Source organism: Clostridium sardiniense (assembly GCF_016907995.1).
Classification (GTDB): domain Bacteria; phylum Bacillota; class Clostridia; order Clostridiales; family Clostridiaceae; genus Clostridium; species Clostridium sardiniense.
Map to the genome: position 1 here is coordinate 20,846 of NZ_JAFBDA010000007.1, position 17,645 is coordinate 38,490.

Here is a 17,645-nt window from a genome sequence, read left to right on the forward strand (position 1 = left end):
TTATTAATAATTTAATTATATAATATTCAGATAATTATAAGAATTAAAAAAATAGTAGTATATATCTATTACTATATATACTACTATCTTTATATTATTTCTAATTATTAAATACTTTTTTAGCTATTTCTACAGATTGTTTAGCATCCTTTGCATAAAAATCTGCACCCATTTTTTCTGAATAATCCGTTGTTACAACTGCTCCACCAACAAATATTTTGCCTTTAAAACCTGCCTTTTTTAAGGCTACAATCGTCTCTTCCATCGATACTATAGTAGTTGTCATTAATGCACTAAGCCCTACAAGTTTTATATTATTTTCTGTAGCTTCTTTTACTACTTTCTCTATTGGAACATCTTTCCCAAGGTCTAATATGTCATATCCATAGTTTTCCAATATAACTTTAACTATATTTTTCCCTATATCATGAATATCACCTTTTACAGTAGCCAGTATAATCTTTCCTTTGCTTACATCTCCTTTATCTAATTTAACTAATCTATCTTTAATTAAATCAAAAGATATCTTAACTGTTTCTGCAGCTTGTATAAGTTGTGGCAAAAATATTTCTCCTTTTTCATACTTTTCACCTACTTTATCAAGGGCGGGTATTAAATCTTCATTTACTATTTGAAGTTCTGTCTTTTCTTCTAATAATCTTTCTGTTATTTTCCTTGTACTGTTTTTCAATCCTTGAAATATTGATTTTTCTAAAGATTCTTCGTTATCATCTAGTTGTTTAGAATGATTTATATTTAAATCTATTTTTTTAGATATTAATACTTTCTCTACTTTTTTATCTCCATAAGTTTCTATATATCTTTTAGCTCCACGGTCATTATTATTTAACACTTTAAAGGAATCTATAACGTTCATCATCCCTTCTTTATTAGGATTTATAATTGGAAGATCTAATCCAGCCCCTAAAGCTAAGGCTAGAAATGTTTCATTTATAAGCTCTCTATTTGGTAATCCAAAGGATATATTTGAGACCCCAAGAAGAGTTTTAACTCCTAACCTCTCCTTAACCATTCTTAAAGCTTTTAATGTATCCATAACTTCTTCTTGTTGAGCTGAAACAGTTAAAGCTAAGCAATCTATATATACATCCTCTTTTTTTATTCCATATTCAATGGCTCTATTAACTATTTTTTCTGCTATTTTAAATCTTGATTCAGGGTCTTTAGGTATACCATTGTTATCAAGTGTTAATCCAACTACTGCGGCTCCATATTTCTTCACTAGAGGAAGAATATTATCTAATACCTCATCCTCTCCACTTACTGAATTTACTATTGGTTTACCATTATATACTCTTAGACCTTTTTCAATTACATTCTTTTTTCCTGAATCAATTTGAAGCGGAACATCAACAATACTTTGTAACTCCTTTATTGCACTTTCCATTAATGACTCTTCATCTATCTCTGGAAGACCAACATTAACATCTAGTATTTCTGCCCCTCCTTCTATTTGTTCTATTGCTTGTCTTAATATATAATCCATATCTTTATCTATAATAGCTTTTTTAAATCTCTTTTTACCTGTTGGGTTTATTCTTTCTCCAACTACTCTTACCTCATTAATCTCTACTACTTTATAAGGTGATGCTACTGCATATTTTATTACTTTTCTTCTATTTACCTTACGTTTATCTTTAGCTATTTTACTAAGTTCTTCTATAAAGCTAGGAGTTGTACCACAGCATCCGCCTATAATTGAGACTCCCATATCTACTAATTCTCTAACTGAATTTGAAAACCCTTTCTCTGTTATATCATAAACAGCTTTTCTTTCTATAATATTTGGAAGTCCTGCATTAGGTTGTACAATTACAGGTAGATTAGTATTATTAATTATATTTTTTACAATATTATTAAGTTCGCTTGGTTCAAGAGAGCAATTAACTCCAACAGCATCTACCCCTAATCCTTCTAGTGTAATTGCCATACTCTCTGGGATGCATCCTGTAAAGGTTCTTCCATCCTCTTCAAATGTCATGGTTGCAAATATAGGAATATCGCAACTTTCCTTCGCTGCAATTATTGCCGCTTTCATCTCATACAAATCAGTCATAGTCTCAATAAGAATTATGTCTACTCCACTATCTACTCCAGCTTTAATTTGTCTTTTAAAAATATTAATAGCCTTATCAAAACTTAAAGTTCCCATAGGTTCTAATAATTCTCCAATTGGCCCTATATCAAGAGCAATATAGCACTCTTTATTCCCTCTTGCTTTTTTAGCTAAATCAACTCCAGATTTTATTATTTCTTCTACAGAAAATTTCGTATTTTTTAATTTAAGCTCATTTGCCCCAAATGTGTTTGTTGTTATAATCTTTGCTCCAGAATTTATATAATCTTTATGTATCTTTATTATTTCTTCTCTATGGGTTATATTAAATATTTCTGGATTTTCTCCAAGTTTTAAGCCTAAGTTTTGAAGCATTGTCCCCATAGCTCCATCAAAAACTAAAATATTATCTTTAATATACTCTCTTACATTCAAAATCTATTCCCTCTTTTCTATATACACATCTATCATAATTATTACAATTTATACAACTCTTCTTTTCCTTTTTTCCACTATATTTTTTTATACCTAAAATAGCAGTTACTGATTTCCTTGGAAATAAAACCATATGTTCTGAAACCTTGACTCCTATTCTTCTTTCACAATTTAATACATTTATAAAATCCCTTTGTATACTTAAATCTAAATCTCCATATCCTGGACTATATCTAAATGTTAGCTCCTCACCTTCATTTACATACTTAGATTTTATCTCTTCTTCTACTAAATCACAAACTTCTTCAACACCTGTAGTTGCACAAGCATCAAATATTAATCCCTTTGTTAAGTCTACTTTTTCATAAAATCTTATCCGTCTCTCTACATCATTTCCAAGGGTCACAGCCATCAGCACACACCTATCACAGTCTTTTAATAAATTATATATATCTATTCCTTCTAAAAGCAAGCTAGTACCTATAAGTTCAATTTTATTTTCTCTTTTCTTAAGATTATACTCTTCATAAATAAATTTAGGTGTAAAGAAATCTCTACACTCTTTCTTTACACCCGAAATTTTATTCATAATATTTTTGGGCTTCTCTTGCCCTCTATATCCTAAGTATCTTAAAATTTCTGATTCCTGAAGAGTAATCTCTCTCCCACTACTCTCCATATATATTAAGTGAGAATCCTTTGCTAATTACATCTTTTGCATATTCCTTTGCTCCAAAAAGAGAAATATCTTTATAATTTCCACATTGAACTTCATTACTTGCTGGTATATCCTCTGATTTTAATAAATTTCTAAGAACTGTCTCAACTGCTGCTTTTATTTCTATAGGATCTTTATCACCCCAAGTACTTAAATAAAATCCTGTTCTACATCCCATTGGGGATATATCAATAACTCCATCTAAATTTTCTCTAATATTATAAGCCAGGTGATGCTCTAGTGCATGCATAGCTGCTGTTCCAAAAGCCTCCTTATTCGGTTGCAGGAATCTTATATCAAACTTGCTTATCTTATCACCATGTCCTCCTTCGTATACACAACATTTTCTTATAAATGGTGCCTTTACCTTAGTGTGGTCTAGTTCAAAACTTTCTACTTTTTTCATACATTTGCCTCCTAATTATTAATTGTTTTAATGACTGTCTTAATATTTTCTTTAATCCTTTTTGCAACATAAGGATTATTCATTGTATAAAGATGAATGCCCTGAGCTCCACTAGAAGCTAAATCTATAATTTGTTCAACTGCATATGCAATACCTGCTTCTTTTAAAGCTTCTGGACTATATTCATACTTATTCATTATTTTTGAAAATTTATGCGGAATTTTTGCACCGCATAATTCTGTTATTCTCTCTATCTGCCTTTTATTTATTACTGGCATAATTCCAGCTTGAATTGGAGTTTTTATTCCATTTTTATTTATCTTATCTAAGAAATCATAATAAATATTGTTATCAAAAAACAGCTGAGAAATAAAGCTTGATGTACCTGAATCTATCTTTCTTTTCATATTATCTATTTCCATATCTATTGATTTATTTTCTATATGGCCTTCTGGATAACATGCTGAAATTATATTAAATCTTTTCTTTTTTTCTATATAACTTATGAGCTCACTTGCATAATTGAAGTCTTTTCTAGAGTCACCATTATCATCACCTCTTAATGCAAGTATGTTACTAACGTCTTCAAGTTCTAATCTCTCTGTTATCTTATCTATATCATCTTTCTTAGAAGATATGCATGTTAAATGTGCTAAAGGTTCTATATTATACACATTTTTTATAAGTGATGATATCTCTGTAGTTTTGTTATTTATTAGACTACCACCTGCCCCATAGGTTACACTAATAAAATCCGGTTTTAAATCTGAAAGCTCATTTAAAGCTCTATATATACTTTTAACTGGTGAATTATTCTTTGGAGGAAATACCTCAAAAGAAAATACTAAATTTCTTTTATGAAAAATCTCCTTAATATTCATAATGCCCCCTTATTTATATCCTAAACTTTGAAATATAAAAAAGTCCTAGGATATTACACCTAAGACTTTAATCTTAAACTCATATCCTTATCTATCTGGAATTAGCACCACATATTATAACAAATTTATATATAAAAACCCCTAATAAATTATTGTTATACATAGGTTGCTGGGTTTCATAGGGCCAGTCCCTCCACCACTCTTGATAAGTATATATTCTATTTTGTATAATTATACATTAAAAATACTTTTTTGTAAATATATTCTAATTTTTATCTTTCATATTTTCAAAGTATTCTTCTTTAAATAGAGCCATCAATATCTCATCATGATATTTTCCTTCTCTATATATTTCTCTTTTAAGACGACCTTCTTCTTTAAAGCCAAGCTTTTTATAACAAGCAATTGCTCTTGGATTTAATGAAAATGCACCAAGTTTTATTTTTTCCATATTACATTCTTCAAAGATAAATTTGATAAGTACAGATAGAGCATCATACCCATAACCTTTTCCCCAATAATCTTTATCCCCAATCATGATTCCAATTATGCAATTTCTATTTTTAATACTAGTAGAGTTTATGCTACAACCACCTATTATACATCCACTTTCTAAATCTTCAATTGCAAAATCATATGTTTGATCATTATCTCTTCTTTTCTTAACCCACTCTTCTTCTTGCCAAAGTGCTAATGGAAATGAAGTTTCAATATTTAGAAGCCTTTTTACTTCATAATCATTTATAAAGTCATTAAGTTTTGCTATATCATCTTCCTTATGTGCTCTAAGAATTACCTTCTTCCCCTTATACATAAATCTAAGCCCCCTTTTTTATTTTCTAATCATAATAACAAAATATGGTTTATATGTCAATATACTTAATATATTATCTATAATTATTAAATATTGTTTTTATAATTTATGAATCAGTAATACACTAATAATTAAATTTTTATAAAAAAATAAGCATCATTTTTAATATGATGCTTATTTTATGGATGATTGTAAAATAATAGTACTATAGATAAGAATGAACAAACTATGCTTATTCCAACTATAAACTGCACTATTTGTGGTTTTGTTAATCCTTTTTCTTCTAATCTAAAATGCATCTGACTTCTATCTGCCTGATACACTGGTTTTCCTTCATTAAACCTTTTAAATATAACAAATAAGTTATCAAATATAGGTACTGCTAGTGCTAATATTGGTAACAATAAGCTAAGTACAGTAGCTTGCTTAAAGGCACCATCTAATGCAATGATACTTAAAATAAATCCTAAAAAATTTGCACCTGAGTCTCCCATAAATACCTTTGCAGGATATCTATTAAATAATAAGAATCCTCCAATTGCCCCAGCAAGTATGATTGAAGTAGATGCTGAGTAACTTTGTCCTAAAATAATTGCTGCAATGAAGAATGTACCTGAAGAAACTAAAGAAATTCCTCCTGCAAGTCCATCCATTCCGTCTGACCAATTTATTACTGTCGTAACTCCAAATATCCAAGTAATACTCAAAACAAACTGTAAAAAAGTATTAAGCGCTACATAATCCCCTGTAAACGGATTAGTAAAGCCTTTAAATGCAACACCAGCATTAAATATTAATACTGCTGCTAATATTTGAATTATCAGTCTTGGAAGTATTGGAAATTCTTTTCCAACTGATTTGTAGAAATCATCTATTAATCCTATACATACTATTAATAAAGATCCAATGAAGATCCATATACTTTCAGAATTACTTTCACTTCCAACGAAATAATATACTATAAAGAATCCTATAAACATTGCAAGTCCACCGCATAGTGGTGTTACTTTTTTGTGCTTCTTTCTTTCTGTAGGTTTATCAGTAAAACCAATTTTATGCGATAATTTCATTAATATCGGCATTAAAATTACAACCAATATGAAAGAAATCATAAACTCTATAAAATAATCCATATATTCCTTCTCCTAAATTAGGTTAGATTGTTAATTCTATGTAAAAAAAATTATAACCTATAAGAATTATACTATTAATGTAGGTTATTATCAATTATATTACGATAATTTTAATTTACTTTTAATTCTTTACCAAAATCTTGATTTTAAACACTTTTTACATAAACTAATTTATTTTTTAAACTCAAAAATAAATACACCTTAGAAAACCTAAGGTGTATTTTAGAATTAATTATCCTCTTTGCTCTATCATACTCTTGACTTTCATAAGTCTAGTTAAAGCACTTCTTTCATTTTCATCAAGTTTCATTCTTATGTACTTGATTGTCTCTTGAAGTTGAGGAATTGTCATATATTCTAGAGCATTAACTCTTCTTCTTGTTTTCTCTATTTCATCTGCCATAAGCTGACATGACTTTTCTACTTCTGCAAGTTCCAAAAGCTTAGGTAATATTCCATAAAGCTTTGTTATTGCATCATCAAGTTCTGATGATGTATTTGCAAATCCATATGGGAAGATACTACCTTCGTCACCTTCAAGCTGTCTTTTAAAGTTCATAACTGGAACATTAACACTCATTATGTTTTTGTTTCCAACATCTACAGAAATGCTTTCTTTTGGATAAGCAATTGCCTCTTCTAAGAACTCTGAACTCATTACGGCTCTAGCCATAACAAAATCCTTTAATGATCCTTCAAGTTGCCCTTCAACATCTTTTCTTAGATTATTGTTATACTTAACAAGATTAATGAATTGTCTCATTAACTCATCTTGCTTATCTTTTAAAAGCTTATGACCTCTAGTAGCTGTTGTTAATCTCTTTTTCAGCTTTGTGAGCTCCATTCTAGTAGGATTCACATTTAATCTAGCCATAGCCTATTCTTCCTCTCTTGGCATATATTTTTCAAGGTACTCATCTCTAATTCTCTTAAGCTCTGTTCTAGGAAGTAGTGCTAATAACTTCCAACCTAAATCTAGAGTTTCAGTGATTGTTCTATTTGCTTCAAATCCTTGTGAAACATATTCATTTTCAAAAGCTTCTGCAAATTTAGCAAATGCTTTATCAGTATCTGAAAGAGCTGATTCTCCTAAGATTGCTGATAATTCTTTTGCTTGCTTACCTTGAGCATATGCTGAGAATAATTGGTTCATTGTGTCAGCATGGTCTTCTCTTGTCTTTCCTTTACCTATACCTTTATCTTTAAGTCTTGAAAGTGATGGTAAAACATCTATTGGAGGCATAATACCCTTCTTATAAAGTTCTCTTGAAAGTATTATTTGTCCTTCTGTTATATATCCAGTTAAATCTGGAATTGGATGTGTCTTATCCTCTTCAGGCATTGTAAGTATTGGAATTTGAGTTATTGATCCCTCTTTACCTCTAAGTCTTCCTGCTCTTTCATATAATGTTGAAAGGTCAGTATATAGGTATCCTGGATATCCTCTTCTACCTGGAACTTCTTTTCTAGCAGCTGAAACTTCTCTTAGAGCTTCTGCATAGTTTGTTATATCTGTCATTATAACAAGAACGTGCATTCCCTTTTCGTATGCTAAATATTCAGCTGTAGTTAATGCCATTCTTGGAGTAGCTATTCTTTCGATAGCTGGGTCAGAAGCTAAGTTCATAAATAGAACTGATCTATCTATGGCACCTGTTGATTTAAATTCATCAACGAAGAATTGAGCTTCTTCGAAAGTGATACCAATAGCTGCAAATACAACAGCGAATTTTGAATCAGAATTTAAAACTTTCGCTTGTCTTGCGATTTGTGCTGCAAGTTCAGCATGTGGAAGTCCTGATGCTGAAAATACTGGAAGCTTTTGTCCTCTAACTAGAGTGTTAAGTCCATCTATTGCTGATATTCCTGTTTGAATAAATTCTGATGGATAATCTCTAGCAACTGGATTTATAGCTTCTCCATTTATATCAAGTCTTTTTTCTGGTATTATCTTTGGACCATTATCTATTGGTCTTCCCATACCATCAAAGACTCTTCCAAGCATATCTTCTGAAACCCCAAGTTCAAGAGGTCTTCCTAAGAATTTTGCTTTAGTTCCTTTTAAGTTAATTCCTGAAGAACCTTCGAAGATCTGTACCATAGCTTTTGAACCATTAACTTCTAGTACCTTACCTCTTCTTTTTTCTCCATTTTGTAATTCTATTTCAACTAATTCATCGTACTTAACACCTTCAACACCTTCAACAGCCATTAAAGGTCCTACTACTTCTGTAACTGTTCTATATTCTTTAGGCATCTAGAACCCCTCCTTCGCTGATTAATTTGTTCATATCAGATGTTAAATCAACTCCGATTTGATCAATATTAGCTATATCTTCTTCTGATATATACTTAGCTCTAGCTATTCTGTCTCTTATTGCACTCATACCTAAAATCTTATCTAAGTACACTCCAGCTTCTAAAGCTCTATCAGCTTCATGCTTGAATTGAAGTATAAGTTTTAGCATTTTATGTTGCTTTTCTAATGAAGTATATGTATCAACTTCATGGAAAGCATTTTGTTGAAGATAATCTTCTCTTATTGATTTTGCAACTTCAAGCTTTAGTCTATCGCCTTCTGAAAGTGCATCTATACCAACAAGTCTTACAATTTCTTGTAAGTTAGCTTCTTCTTGTAATAAAGCCATAGCCTCTACTCTAAGTTCTGACCAGTCACTTGCTACTTCTTCATCCATCCATTTACCAATTCTATCTGCATATAATGAATATGAGTTTAACCAGTTAATTGATGGGAAGTGTCTTTGATATGCAAGTTGTGCATCTAGTCCCCAGAAAACTTTAACTATTCTTAAAGTTGATTGAGTAACTGGTTCTGAGATATCTCCTCCTGGAGGTGATACTGCACCGATTGCTGTAACTGCCCCTTCTCTTCCTTCTTTTCCAAGACAAACAACTTTACCAGCTCTTTCATAGTAATCTGCAAGTCTTGATCCTAAGTATGCTGGGTAACCTTCGTCACCTGGCATTTCTTCAAGTCTACCTGACATTTCTCTTAAAGCTTCTGCCCATCTTGATGTAGAGTCAGCCATGATAGCTACTGAATATCCCATATCTCTGAAGTACTCAGCTATTGTAATTCCTGTGTATATAGATGCTTCTCTAGCTGCAACTGGCATGTTTGATGTATTAGCTATAAGAACTGTTCTCTTCATTAAGCTTTCACCAGTCTTTGGATCCTTAAGTTCTGGGAACTCATTAAGAACGTCTGTCATTTCATTTCCACGCTCTCCACATCCAACGTAAACAACTATTTCTGCATCTCCCCATTTAGCTACTTGGTGTTGTACTACTGTCTTACCAGCTCCGAATGGTCCTGGTACTGCAGCTGCTCCACCTTTAACAACTGGGAAGAATGTATCTATAACTCTTTGACCTGTTGTAAGAGGTGCTACTGGGTTTAACTTATTTGCATAAGGTCTTCCCTTTCTTACTGGCCATTTTTGCATCATTTTAACTTCTTTGTCTCCATCTTTAGTCTCAACTATGCAAACTATATCTTCTACAGTGAAATTTCCACTTTTTATATCTTTTATTTTACCTGATACTTTGAAAGGAACCATTATTTTATGAACTACTACTGGTGTTTCTTGAACTGTTCCAATAACATCTCCAGCTTCAACTTCATCTCCTACTTTAACTGTAGGTACAAACTCCCAAACCTTTTCTCTATCTAATGATTTAACAGAAACCCCTTTAGTTAAGAAATTTGATCCTGCTGCTTTCATGAAAGCATCAAGAGGTCTTTGTATTCCATCAAACATTGATTCAATAAGTCCTGGTCCAAGTTCAACACTTAGTGGTTCTCCAGTTGTAATAACTGGATCTCCAGGTCCTATTCCTGAAGTTTCTTCATATACCTGTATAGATGCCTTATCGTCTCTCATTTCAATGATTTCTCCGATAAGACCTTTTTCTCCAACTTTACATACGTCAAATATGTTAGCTTCATCCATTCCTTCAGCAACTACTAAAGGTCCTGAAACTTTAATTATTCTTCCGGTCTTCACCATACAAAACCTGCCTTCCTATAAGATATTAACGCCAACAGCTTTTTCTACATTATCGCTGATTCTTTGCATTCCTATATTTAATGATCCTTGATTACTTGGAATTAATATTACAGCTGGAAGTGTAGCTCTATTGTATCTTTCAATAGTTTCTTCTATTTCCTTTGCAACTTGTTCTGTTACAAATATAACTGCGTAATCTTGCATTGCTAATCTATCTACAGTTTTTCTAGCTTCATCAGCTTCTACAACTGGAAATACATCAATTCCTAAAGCTTTAAAAGCTAAAACTGAATCTTTATCTCCAACTACACCGATCTTCTTATACATAAATATCACGCAGCCTTTCTCTGATTACTTCCCCTGAAATATTATTGAGTTTACCAACCATTATAATTCTAATTACTTTGATTTCTGTTTCTTTTGCATAAACGTAAGCTAATATAGGTTCAACTCCAAAAGGAATGAACTTAGCTTCTTTCATCATATCCATAATATAATTATCAACTAACTTTTCTAAAAGGCTTGCTGAATCAGTTTTTGTGTAATCTTCAATACCAATTTTTATAACCTCATTATAATTAGTAAAAGCTAATTTATTAGATATGTTTTCTGGAGCATCATTTAATAAAGCTACTAACGTATCCTCATCTATTGCTCCTCCATTTATGATAACTTCTTGCAGAAAATCTCTATTCTTATTTTGCTTCTTAACTCTTAATAAAGTCTTTAAGTTTGTTAAATCAATTAAAGCACTAACATACTTATCAACGAATCTATCATCTAGTTCTCTAGCAATTTCTCTCATCTCTTCAAACATTGCATTATCTAAAATAATATCAATTTGTTGAGGGTCTTTTGTACCTTCAAAAACTTCCTTAGTCTTTTCTATACCATTTCTCATGGCAGAAGGTAAATCAGCCATATTATTATTATCAATGCTATGCTTTAATAGTGAAAGATTAATTTTTCCAACAGGAATTAACATATCACTTAGATCTTTATTTAGGAATATTCCTTTTAAAAGCACTTTAATGTTATGATAGTCATATTTTATACTCATTATATCTATTAAAGATTTTGATGGTGACGCATCATACATAAGCTCATATACTCTTTTAAGCTCTTTTGAAAGTACTTCTTCATAATCTTCAGCTCTTTTAACACCTGTCATTACATTGGCATACTCAGATTCTTGAAGCACTTTTAGTGCTTCATTTGCAGAATCTCCATCAATCATTCTATCGATTTTAGCTTTATCAAGGAGTCTTGTTTCTAGTACTCTAAGTCTTGGTATAACTTGAGTAAATTCCATTGAATCCATTTACTCTCCTCCTTAATTAAATAAAACATTTGCTACTTCAAATTCTAATTCATCTCTTGATGAGTTAACTAGGTCTTCGAAAGTATTGTTTATTTCTATGCCATCCTTTTCTAAGATAAATCCACCTTTGAAATTTCTTACTTCATTACTTACAGTAAGTTCTCCCTTTTTACCTTTTGACTTTAATTCACTATTTATTTGAACAAGTAGTGTTCCGTCTAGTACTGATTTACCTTTTTCATTTAAAATAATTTTTTCATCCCCAGCTATATCTGAGCTTAATATCATATCTTTAATGAACTTTTTCATGTCATCATCAGACATTTTACATAATTCTTCTATACTTTGCTCAAAAACTGAATCTATTATAGATTGTTTCGCTGCAAGTTTTTCATTTCTTGCCTTAAGTTCTGCGCTTGAAACAATTCTTTCATGTCTTGTTTTAGCTTCCATCTTTGCTTTTTCTACCATTACTTCTTCTTCTGATTTAGCAATAGCTTCCTTTTTAGCAATTATCTTAGCCTTTTCTTCATTTGCAGCCTTAAGAATATTATCCTTTCTCTCTTCCGCATCTTTTAAGATTTTAGAAGTAAGATTATTTACGTTTGACATAACTTCACTTCCTCAATATTAAATCTTAAATACTAATAAAATTGAAACAACGAATCCTAATAATGCATAAGTTTCAACCATCGCTGCAAAGATAATACCTTTTGTAGTTTGTTCTGGTTTTTTAGCTAATATTTGAACACCAGCTGCAGCTGTCTTACCTTGAGCTATACCTGACCATAATCCTGCTATACCAACTGGTAAACATGCAAGTAATAAGTATAAACCGTTTTGGAATGTCATTTCAGGTGTAACTTTTAAGAAAACTAATAACCCAATAACGAAACCGTATAATCCTTGTGTACCTGGTAATAATTGAAGTACTAACGCCTTACCAAACTTTTCTGGTTGTTCTGTCATTAATGAAGCTGCTGATTGACCAACTAGTCCAACCCCTTTAGCAGAACCTATTCCTGATAAACCTACTGCTAATGCAACACCTAAAGTTGCAAATACAAATCCTCCATTTTGTGTAAAAAACTCTATCCAAGTATTCATTTTAAAATCCTCCTATTTACTGTAAAATTAAATTTCTTTTTTAATATCAATATATTTGTCTAATGTTTTAAATGGCTTAAATGGCTTTCCGCCACCTTCATAGAATTTTGAGAAGTACTCAACATATTCTAATCTACATGTGTGAACATATGCACCTAATAATGATAATCCTAAATTAAATAATTGTCCTAAGATAAATATTACTGGTCCAAATATGAAGAACGCTACACCTGGGAACATACCTATAATAAGGTTAAGTGCACCAGCTATTGATCCTCCCGCAAGTCCTAAAGCCATAAGTCTTGTATAAGAAACTAGGTCTCCGATATATCCTGTTATTCCATATAAAGAATATAATCCTTCTCCTAATTTACCACCAACTGATTTCATATGTCTTCCTTGTGTAACAACTATTAATACCATACCAATAATCATACACCACATACCTATTGTTTTTACAATACCATTTCCAGCAAATGATCCAAATCCAAATACACCTATTGAAACTAATGTAATAACCCATGATCCTACATCACAGAAAGCATCAAATGGTCTACCATTTCTTATAAGTACATAAGCTTTTATTCCTAGTCCAAAGAAGATTTGGATTACCCCAAATGCAACTGACATAATAAGAATTGTTGTTACATCTTTATTTGTATCTATAAGAGCTGGTAATGGAAGTAAATCTCCAAAGAAAGCCCCATATATAAATCCAAATAAAATTGTTGGGAAGCTTAAATAGAAGAAGAACTTAGCAAATTGTCTTTGTCCTTTATCTAACTTAAGTACCTTTAATGCAACTATTGAACCAATAAGTACTAGTAATCCATAACCAACGTCTGCAACCATCATTCCAAAGAATATTAAGAAGAATGGTGTTAGAAGTGGTGTTGGGTCAATTTCATCATATCTTGGCATACTGTACATTTCAGTTATGTTTTCAAATGACTTGTTTAAATCATTGTTTTGTAATCTTATAGGAACATCATCTATCTCTTCGCTCTTTACATCTTCAAATCCAAGATAGTAATCTTCTCCTAGCGTATCCTTCACGATTTTCTTGAAGTCTTCGTTATCTGATACCGCTATCCATCCTTGAATTAAGCTTACTTTATCTGTCTTTAAGAAATGAGTTTTAACAGTCTTTCTTTGATAAACATTTGAATAATATTCAAATGCTAACTCTAAAGTTTTAGCCTCTTCTTCAAGTATTGATAATTCTTCTTTAATGAAGAATTTTTCTGACTCTATTTTCTCAATTCTGTCCATGCTTTCATGGATGATTCTTATTGGAGTATCTTTTTGTTCAGTTTTAAATCCACTAAATCCAAAACCTCTTAAAATATCCTCAACTTGATCCTTATTATCCTTATAAGCTAAAACTAATAAGAAAATATCATCACTATTTACTGATATTGTTTCTACATAATAATCAGATAAACTAGACATTAATTCATTCTCATATTGTTTAGAAACACTTCCTAAGAAATAAGGTGTCTTAATACTCTTTAACTCCTCAAAAGATACGTCTAATCCTTCTAAAGGTTTTAGAGATTCTATAACCCCTTCTAGCTTAGTCTTTTCATTTTCTAGATTTGCAAGATGAACTTCCTTCTCTTTAAGCTTTTCATATAAATCTTGCCAGTTACTTTTATTAACTGATTCTTTTAATTCATTTAAAGTTAAAGCTCTTTTACCTTCACGCATTGCTTTTAATCCTGATTTTTGAGGTACGTAAGTCCTTAAAAAGTCTAGGGCAAATCTAGCTTTTGATAATTCTTCTTCACATTTTGCAAACTCTGAATCAATATTATCTTTAAATAACTCTTTTAATTCTTTGTTATCTTCAAGGTAGTCTTCGTTTTGAAGATTTATGAATTCTACTTCAGAAAATCCTTGCAACTTTTCTAAAAGAGTATCTTTCTTTGATTCAAAGGCAAGCAAAGTGAATTTATTCATCTTAACTATTGCCATGAATCTTCACAATCCTCTCAATCACTAATTTTACAGCATTATTTCTCTTATCTTCTTTCATGTCATAGATATCTTGGGCATCTTGCTTTCCCTTTAATAAAATAGGTTCAGCTTCTTTATTACCAGCTTCAACAGCATCATTCATTATACTATTGCACTTGTCTTTAGCTCCTCCTATAACCTTATTATAGTTCTCACTAGCCTCTATGGTAGCCTTTTGAACGATATCCTTTGCCTCTGCATTTGCAGCTTTAACCATTTCTTCTGCTTCAGCTTCTGCTTTTTTGATTTTTTTTATTGCTTCTAATGCCAAAATCTCACCACCTTTTCGCTTAAATGTGTAATAATATATGAATTAATACTTAATATAGTATTAATTACTTTTTAATTCATAATTCTAATTATACACTTTTTGAGGATAATTTCAATAAATTTCTTCACTTTTATACATTAAAATATTAATCAAGTGTGAATAATATAAATTGCTATTAAACATGTATACTTTTTCACGACTTTTTATTTACTTATTTGTCTAAAAATATAAAGTTTTTACTGTTATTTAATAATGCGTATTTATTTGAGTATACTACATCTCCACTTTCTATAAACTTAAGTATATCAACATTAAATTTCTCTACACTATACTCTCTAAAGGAATACTCATCTCTCAAGGAATCTTTTATTTCTTTTTCTTCCTCTTTTGAAAGATCAGCCTTTATATAATCTGGAATTCCTCTTCTCTTATTATGTAATAAATACTCATATCTTATTACCTCTTTAAGTAGACCATTATCTTCCTTTAATATTTCTTCATTAAAATCTAAAAATAATTTATAATATTCATTATTTCCTATACTCCTATCAAAGTATCCTTTTTTATCATAAAACACAGCTAATTCATGAAAAAACTTAAAAGGTTCTGTGAACTTAGGGTAAAAATAATTTAGTATATTATTGAACTTTTGGCTATTATAATATTTATCTACCATATGTTCAACTTTCTTTAAATCTATTAATTCAAAATAACTTATTTTATCTGTACTTAATATTTCATATGGAGGATATGGTGAATATTTCATATCATAATTCTTGCTTTCTTCTCTCATAGATGAACCTTTAAGTAACTTTAAAAATCCTAATTGAATTTCTTCTGGCTTAATTGAGTGGACGTCATTAAAGGACTTCTTGAAAGATTCATAATCCTCTCCTGGAAGTCCTGCAATTAGATCAAGGTGCTGTTTTATATTTCTTATAGATAATAACTCTACTACTTTTTCTTTTATATCACTAAAGTTAACAAATCTATTTATATTAGAAAGCACTTCATCATTTGTTGTTTGCACTCCAACCTCAAATTGGAATCTTCCTTCTGGGGTATTTCTTAAAAGTTCTATCTCTTCTTTTTTTAGAATATCTGCTGAAATCTCAAAATGGAATTGTGTCTCTGTATCACTCTCTATTAAGAATTTCCATATTTCCATAGAGAATTTATGATTACAGTTAAATGTTCTATCTACGAATTTGACTAATTTAACTTTTTTATCAATAAAATATTTAAGCTCCTTAAGCACTCTTTCAGTTTTATGGAATCTAACTCCATGAACAGTTGAGGATAAACAATATTTACAATTAAACGGACATCCTCTTGAAGCTTCATAATATACAATTTTATTATCTAAGACTTCATCTTCTTCATAAGGAAATACTAGTTCATCCATAGACATAAGAGGTCTACTACCATTAAATTTAACCTCTCCATTTTCCTTATATACTAAGCCTCTAATTGTATTTATTTCTCTTTTACCTAATTTGTACTCTATAAATTCCCTGAATGTTTTTTCGCCTTCACCTTCTATTATATAGTCTCCAACACTTTCTCTTAAGAAAACCATACTATCATATGATACCTCAGGACCTCCATAAAGTATCTCAATATTTTTGTCTACTCTCTTTATTAATTCTGAAAGTCTTTGTATCATCTCTACATTCCAGATATAAGTTGAGAGTGCTACTACATCAGGCTCTTCTTTAATTATTTCTTCTAAGATCCTCTCTTCTCTATCATTAATTGAAAATTCTCTTATTTTGCACTTACAAGGCATATCCTTTGTAAATGCTTTTAAGTATCTAACAGCTAGATTACTATGAATAAATTTTGAGTTTATAGCTGTAAGTAATATTTTCATATACGTCTTCCTCTCTAAAGTTATATTTTTATTCCTTTAATGAAATAAATATCTTCCCAAACTTTAGTTTCTTCTATTTTGAAAGTTTTTTCAAGGATTTTTTTTGTTTCTTCAAAACTTGAAGACGAAAATAGATTATTGTTTTTTATTCTATACTCTCTTATGTCTCCTTTTGGTAATAGTACCTTAAGTTTACTATCTACTAACTCTCCTATATTTTTATTTATATCCCATATATATATACTTCCATCTTTCTCTAAATAATCTGATATTTCATTAATTAGTTTCTCTCTTTTATTTATATTCCATAAGGTGTTTAAATTAAAGAAAAAAGTACATGCATCATATTTACTATTCTGTAACATACTTTCCTCCTCTTTTTCAACATAATCTACTGCAATCTCACTTTTAGCTTCTTCCGAAATACTATTAATAATTCCTAAGCTTTCACAGGCAACATCTAATATGTTTCCTTCAATCTTAATATCTTCAAAATTTAACACTAATGTTTTTCTCAAAGTTATCCTCCCCCTAAATATAGTATATTTATATATTACCA

General features: G+C 30.5%; 17 protein-coding genes and 1 riboswitch. All 17 genes read right to left on the reverse strand.

From position 1 onward, the window contains the following. Positions 1-100 precede the first annotated feature (100 nt). Complete coding sequence (locus JOC62_RS07535) at positions 101-2,512, reverse strand: homocysteine S-methyltransferase family protein (protein ID WP_204594626.1); 2,412 nt, start codon at positions 2,510-2,512, stop codon at positions 101-103. Beyond that, positions 2,490-3,101, reverse strand: coding sequence for a vitamin B12 dependent-methionine synthase activation domain-containing protein (locus tag JOC62_RS07540; protein WP_243425034.1), 612 nt, complete (start codon positions 3,099-3,101; stop codon positions 2,490-2,492). The genes JOC62_RS07535 and JOC62_RS07540 overlap by 23 nt, the downstream gene beginning before the upstream one ends. A 79-nt stretch (positions 3,102-3,180) precedes the next feature. Continuing rightward, entirely contained in the window at positions 3,181-3,636 is a 456-nt protein-coding gene (locus JOC62_RS07545) for an S-ribosylhomocysteine lyase (RefSeq protein WP_204594628.1), read from the reverse strand. Positions 3,637-3,647: 11 nt separating this feature from the next. Further along, complete coding sequence (metF, locus tag JOC62_RS07550) at positions 3,648-4,517, reverse strand: methylenetetrahydrofolate reductase [NAD(P)H] (protein WP_204594629.1); 870 nt, start codon at positions 4,515-4,517, stop codon at positions 3,648-3,650. An 84-nt stretch (positions 4,518-4,601) separates the two neighbouring features. Then, a riboswitch (SAM riboswitch) is annotated at positions 4,602-4,729 on the reverse strand. Positions 4,730-4,782: 53 nt separating this feature from the next. After that, positions 4,783-5,331 (reverse strand): GNAT family N-acetyltransferase, encoded by a 549-nt coding sequence (locus JOC62_RS07555; RefSeq protein WP_204594631.1) that lies wholly within the window; start codon positions 5,329-5,331, stop codon positions 4,783-4,785. A 179-nt stretch (positions 5,332-5,510) separates the two neighbouring features. Further along, positions 5,511-6,464 carry an MraY family glycosyltransferase gene (locus JOC62_RS07560; RefSeq protein ID WP_204594633.1) on the reverse strand — a complete coding sequence of 318 codons (954 nt, stop codon included), beginning with the start codon at positions 6,462-6,464 and terminating at the stop codon, positions 5,511-5,513. Positions 6,465-6,696: 232 nt separating this feature from the next. Next, positions 6,697-7,338: a V-type ATP synthase subunit D gene (locus JOC62_RS07565; RefSeq protein WP_204594635.1), complete on the reverse strand. Its 642-nt coding sequence runs from the start codon at positions 7,336-7,338 to the stop codon at positions 6,697-6,699. Positions 7,339-7,341: 3 nt separating this feature from the next. Continuing rightward, the gene (locus JOC62_RS07570) at positions 7,342-8,721 is read right to left on the reverse strand and encodes a V-type ATP synthase subunit B (protein ID WP_204594636.1); all 1,380 of its coding nucleotides are present in this window, start codon (positions 8,719-8,721) and stop codon (positions 7,342-7,344) included. Further along, entirely contained in the window at positions 8,714-10,492 is a 1,779-nt protein-coding gene (locus JOC62_RS07575; protein ID WP_204594780.1) for a V-type ATP synthase subunit A, read from the reverse strand. Before JOC62_RS07575 ends, JOC62_RS07570 begins: the two co-directional genes overlap by 8 nt. Before the next feature lie 18 nt (positions 10,493-10,510). Then, positions 10,511-10,822, reverse strand: coding sequence for a V-type ATP synthase subunit F (locus JOC62_RS07580; RefSeq protein WP_204594638.1), 312 nt, complete (start codon positions 10,820-10,822; stop codon positions 10,511-10,513). After that, positions 10,815-11,816: a V-type ATP synthase subunit C gene (locus JOC62_RS07585; protein ID WP_204594640.1), complete on the reverse strand. Its 1,002-nt coding sequence runs from the start codon at positions 11,814-11,816 to the stop codon at positions 10,815-10,817. The genes JOC62_RS07580 and JOC62_RS07585 overlap by 8 nt, the downstream gene beginning before the upstream one ends. Before the next feature lie 12 nt (positions 11,817-11,828). Then, positions 11,829-12,428: a V-type ATP synthase subunit E gene (locus JOC62_RS07590; protein WP_204594642.1), complete on the reverse strand. Its 600-nt coding sequence runs from the start codon at positions 12,426-12,428 to the stop codon at positions 11,829-11,831. Positions 12,429-12,446: 18 nt separating this feature from the next. Then, positions 12,447-12,923: a V-type ATP synthase subunit K gene (locus JOC62_RS07595; protein WP_204594644.1), complete on the reverse strand. Its 477-nt coding sequence runs from the start codon at positions 12,921-12,923 to the stop codon at positions 12,447-12,449. 27 nt (positions 12,924-12,950) lie between these two features. After that, positions 12,951-14,900: a V-type ATP synthase subunit I gene (locus tag JOC62_RS07600; RefSeq protein WP_204594646.1), complete on the reverse strand. Its 1,950-nt coding sequence runs from the start codon at positions 14,898-14,900 to the stop codon at positions 12,951-12,953. Then, complete coding sequence (locus tag JOC62_RS07605) at positions 14,887-15,213, reverse strand: ATPase (protein ID WP_204594648.1); 327 nt, start codon at positions 15,211-15,213, stop codon at positions 14,887-14,889. The genes JOC62_RS07600 and JOC62_RS07605 overlap by 14 nt, the downstream gene beginning before the upstream one ends. A 211-nt stretch (positions 15,214-15,424) precedes the next feature. Beyond that, positions 15,425-17,086: a B12-binding domain-containing radical SAM protein gene (locus JOC62_RS07610; RefSeq protein ID WP_204594649.1), complete on the reverse strand. Its 1,662-nt coding sequence runs from the start codon at positions 17,084-17,086 to the stop codon at positions 15,425-15,427. A gap of 20 nt (positions 17,087-17,106) precedes the next feature. Beyond that, positions 17,107-17,604: a hypothetical protein gene (locus JOC62_RS07615; RefSeq protein ID WP_204594651.1), complete on the reverse strand. Its 498-nt coding sequence runs from the start codon at positions 17,602-17,604 to the stop codon at positions 17,107-17,109. Between the last annotated feature and the right edge of the window lie 41 nt (positions 17,605-17,645).

Excerpts from the sequence above, each read along its gene's own strand:
- JOC62_RS07555 (WP_204594631.1), bottom strand. The coding sequence starts at position 5,331 with ATGTATAAGGGGAAGAAGGTAATTCTTAGAGCACATAAGGAAGATGAT.
- JOC62_RS07545 (WP_204594628.1), bottom strand. The coding sequence starts at position 3,636 with ATGAAAAAAGTAGAAAGTTTTGAACTAGACCACACTAAGGTAAAGGCA.
- JOC62_RS07595 (WP_204594644.1), bottom strand. The coding sequence starts at position 12,923 with ATGAATACTTGGATAGAGTTTTTTACACAAAATGGAGGATTTGTATTT.
- JOC62_RS07585 (WP_204594640.1), bottom strand. The coding sequence starts at position 11,816 with ATGGATTCAATGGAATTTACTCAAGTTATACCAAGACTTAGAGTACTA.
- JOC62_RS07600 (WP_204594646.1), bottom strand. The coding sequence starts at position 14,900 with ATGGCAATAGTTAAGATGAATAAATTCACTTTGCTTGCCTTTGAATCA.
- JOC62_RS07540 (WP_243425034.1), bottom strand. The coding sequence starts at position 3,101 with ATGAATAAAATTTCGGGTGTAAAGAAAGAGTGTAGAGATTTCTTTACA.
- JOC62_RS07565 (WP_204594635.1), bottom strand. The coding sequence starts at position 7,338 with ATGGCTAGATTAAATGTGAATCCTACTAGAATGGAGCTCACAAAGCTG.
- JOC62_RS07570 (WP_204594636.1), bottom strand. The coding sequence starts at position 8,721 with ATGCCTAAAGAATATAGAACAGTTACAGAAGTAGTAGGACCTTTAATG.
- metF (WP_204594629.1), bottom strand. The coding sequence starts at position 4,517 with ATGAATATTAAGGAGATTTTTCATAAAAGAAATTTAGTATTTTCTTTT.
- JOC62_RS07580 (WP_204594638.1), bottom strand. The coding sequence starts at position 10,822 with ATGTATAAGAAGATCGGTGTAGTTGGAGATAAAGATTCAGTTTTAGCT.
- JOC62_RS07610 (WP_204594649.1), bottom strand. The coding sequence starts at position 17,086 with ATGAAAATATTACTTACAGCTATAAACTCAAAATTTATTCATAGTAAT.
- JOC62_RS07560 (WP_204594633.1), bottom strand. The coding sequence starts at position 6,464 with ATGGATTATTTTATAGAGTTTATGATTTCTTTCATATTGGTTGTAATT.
- JOC62_RS07590 (WP_204594642.1), bottom strand. The coding sequence starts at position 12,428 with ATGTCAAACGTAAATAATCTTACTTCTAAAATCTTAAAAGATGCGGAA.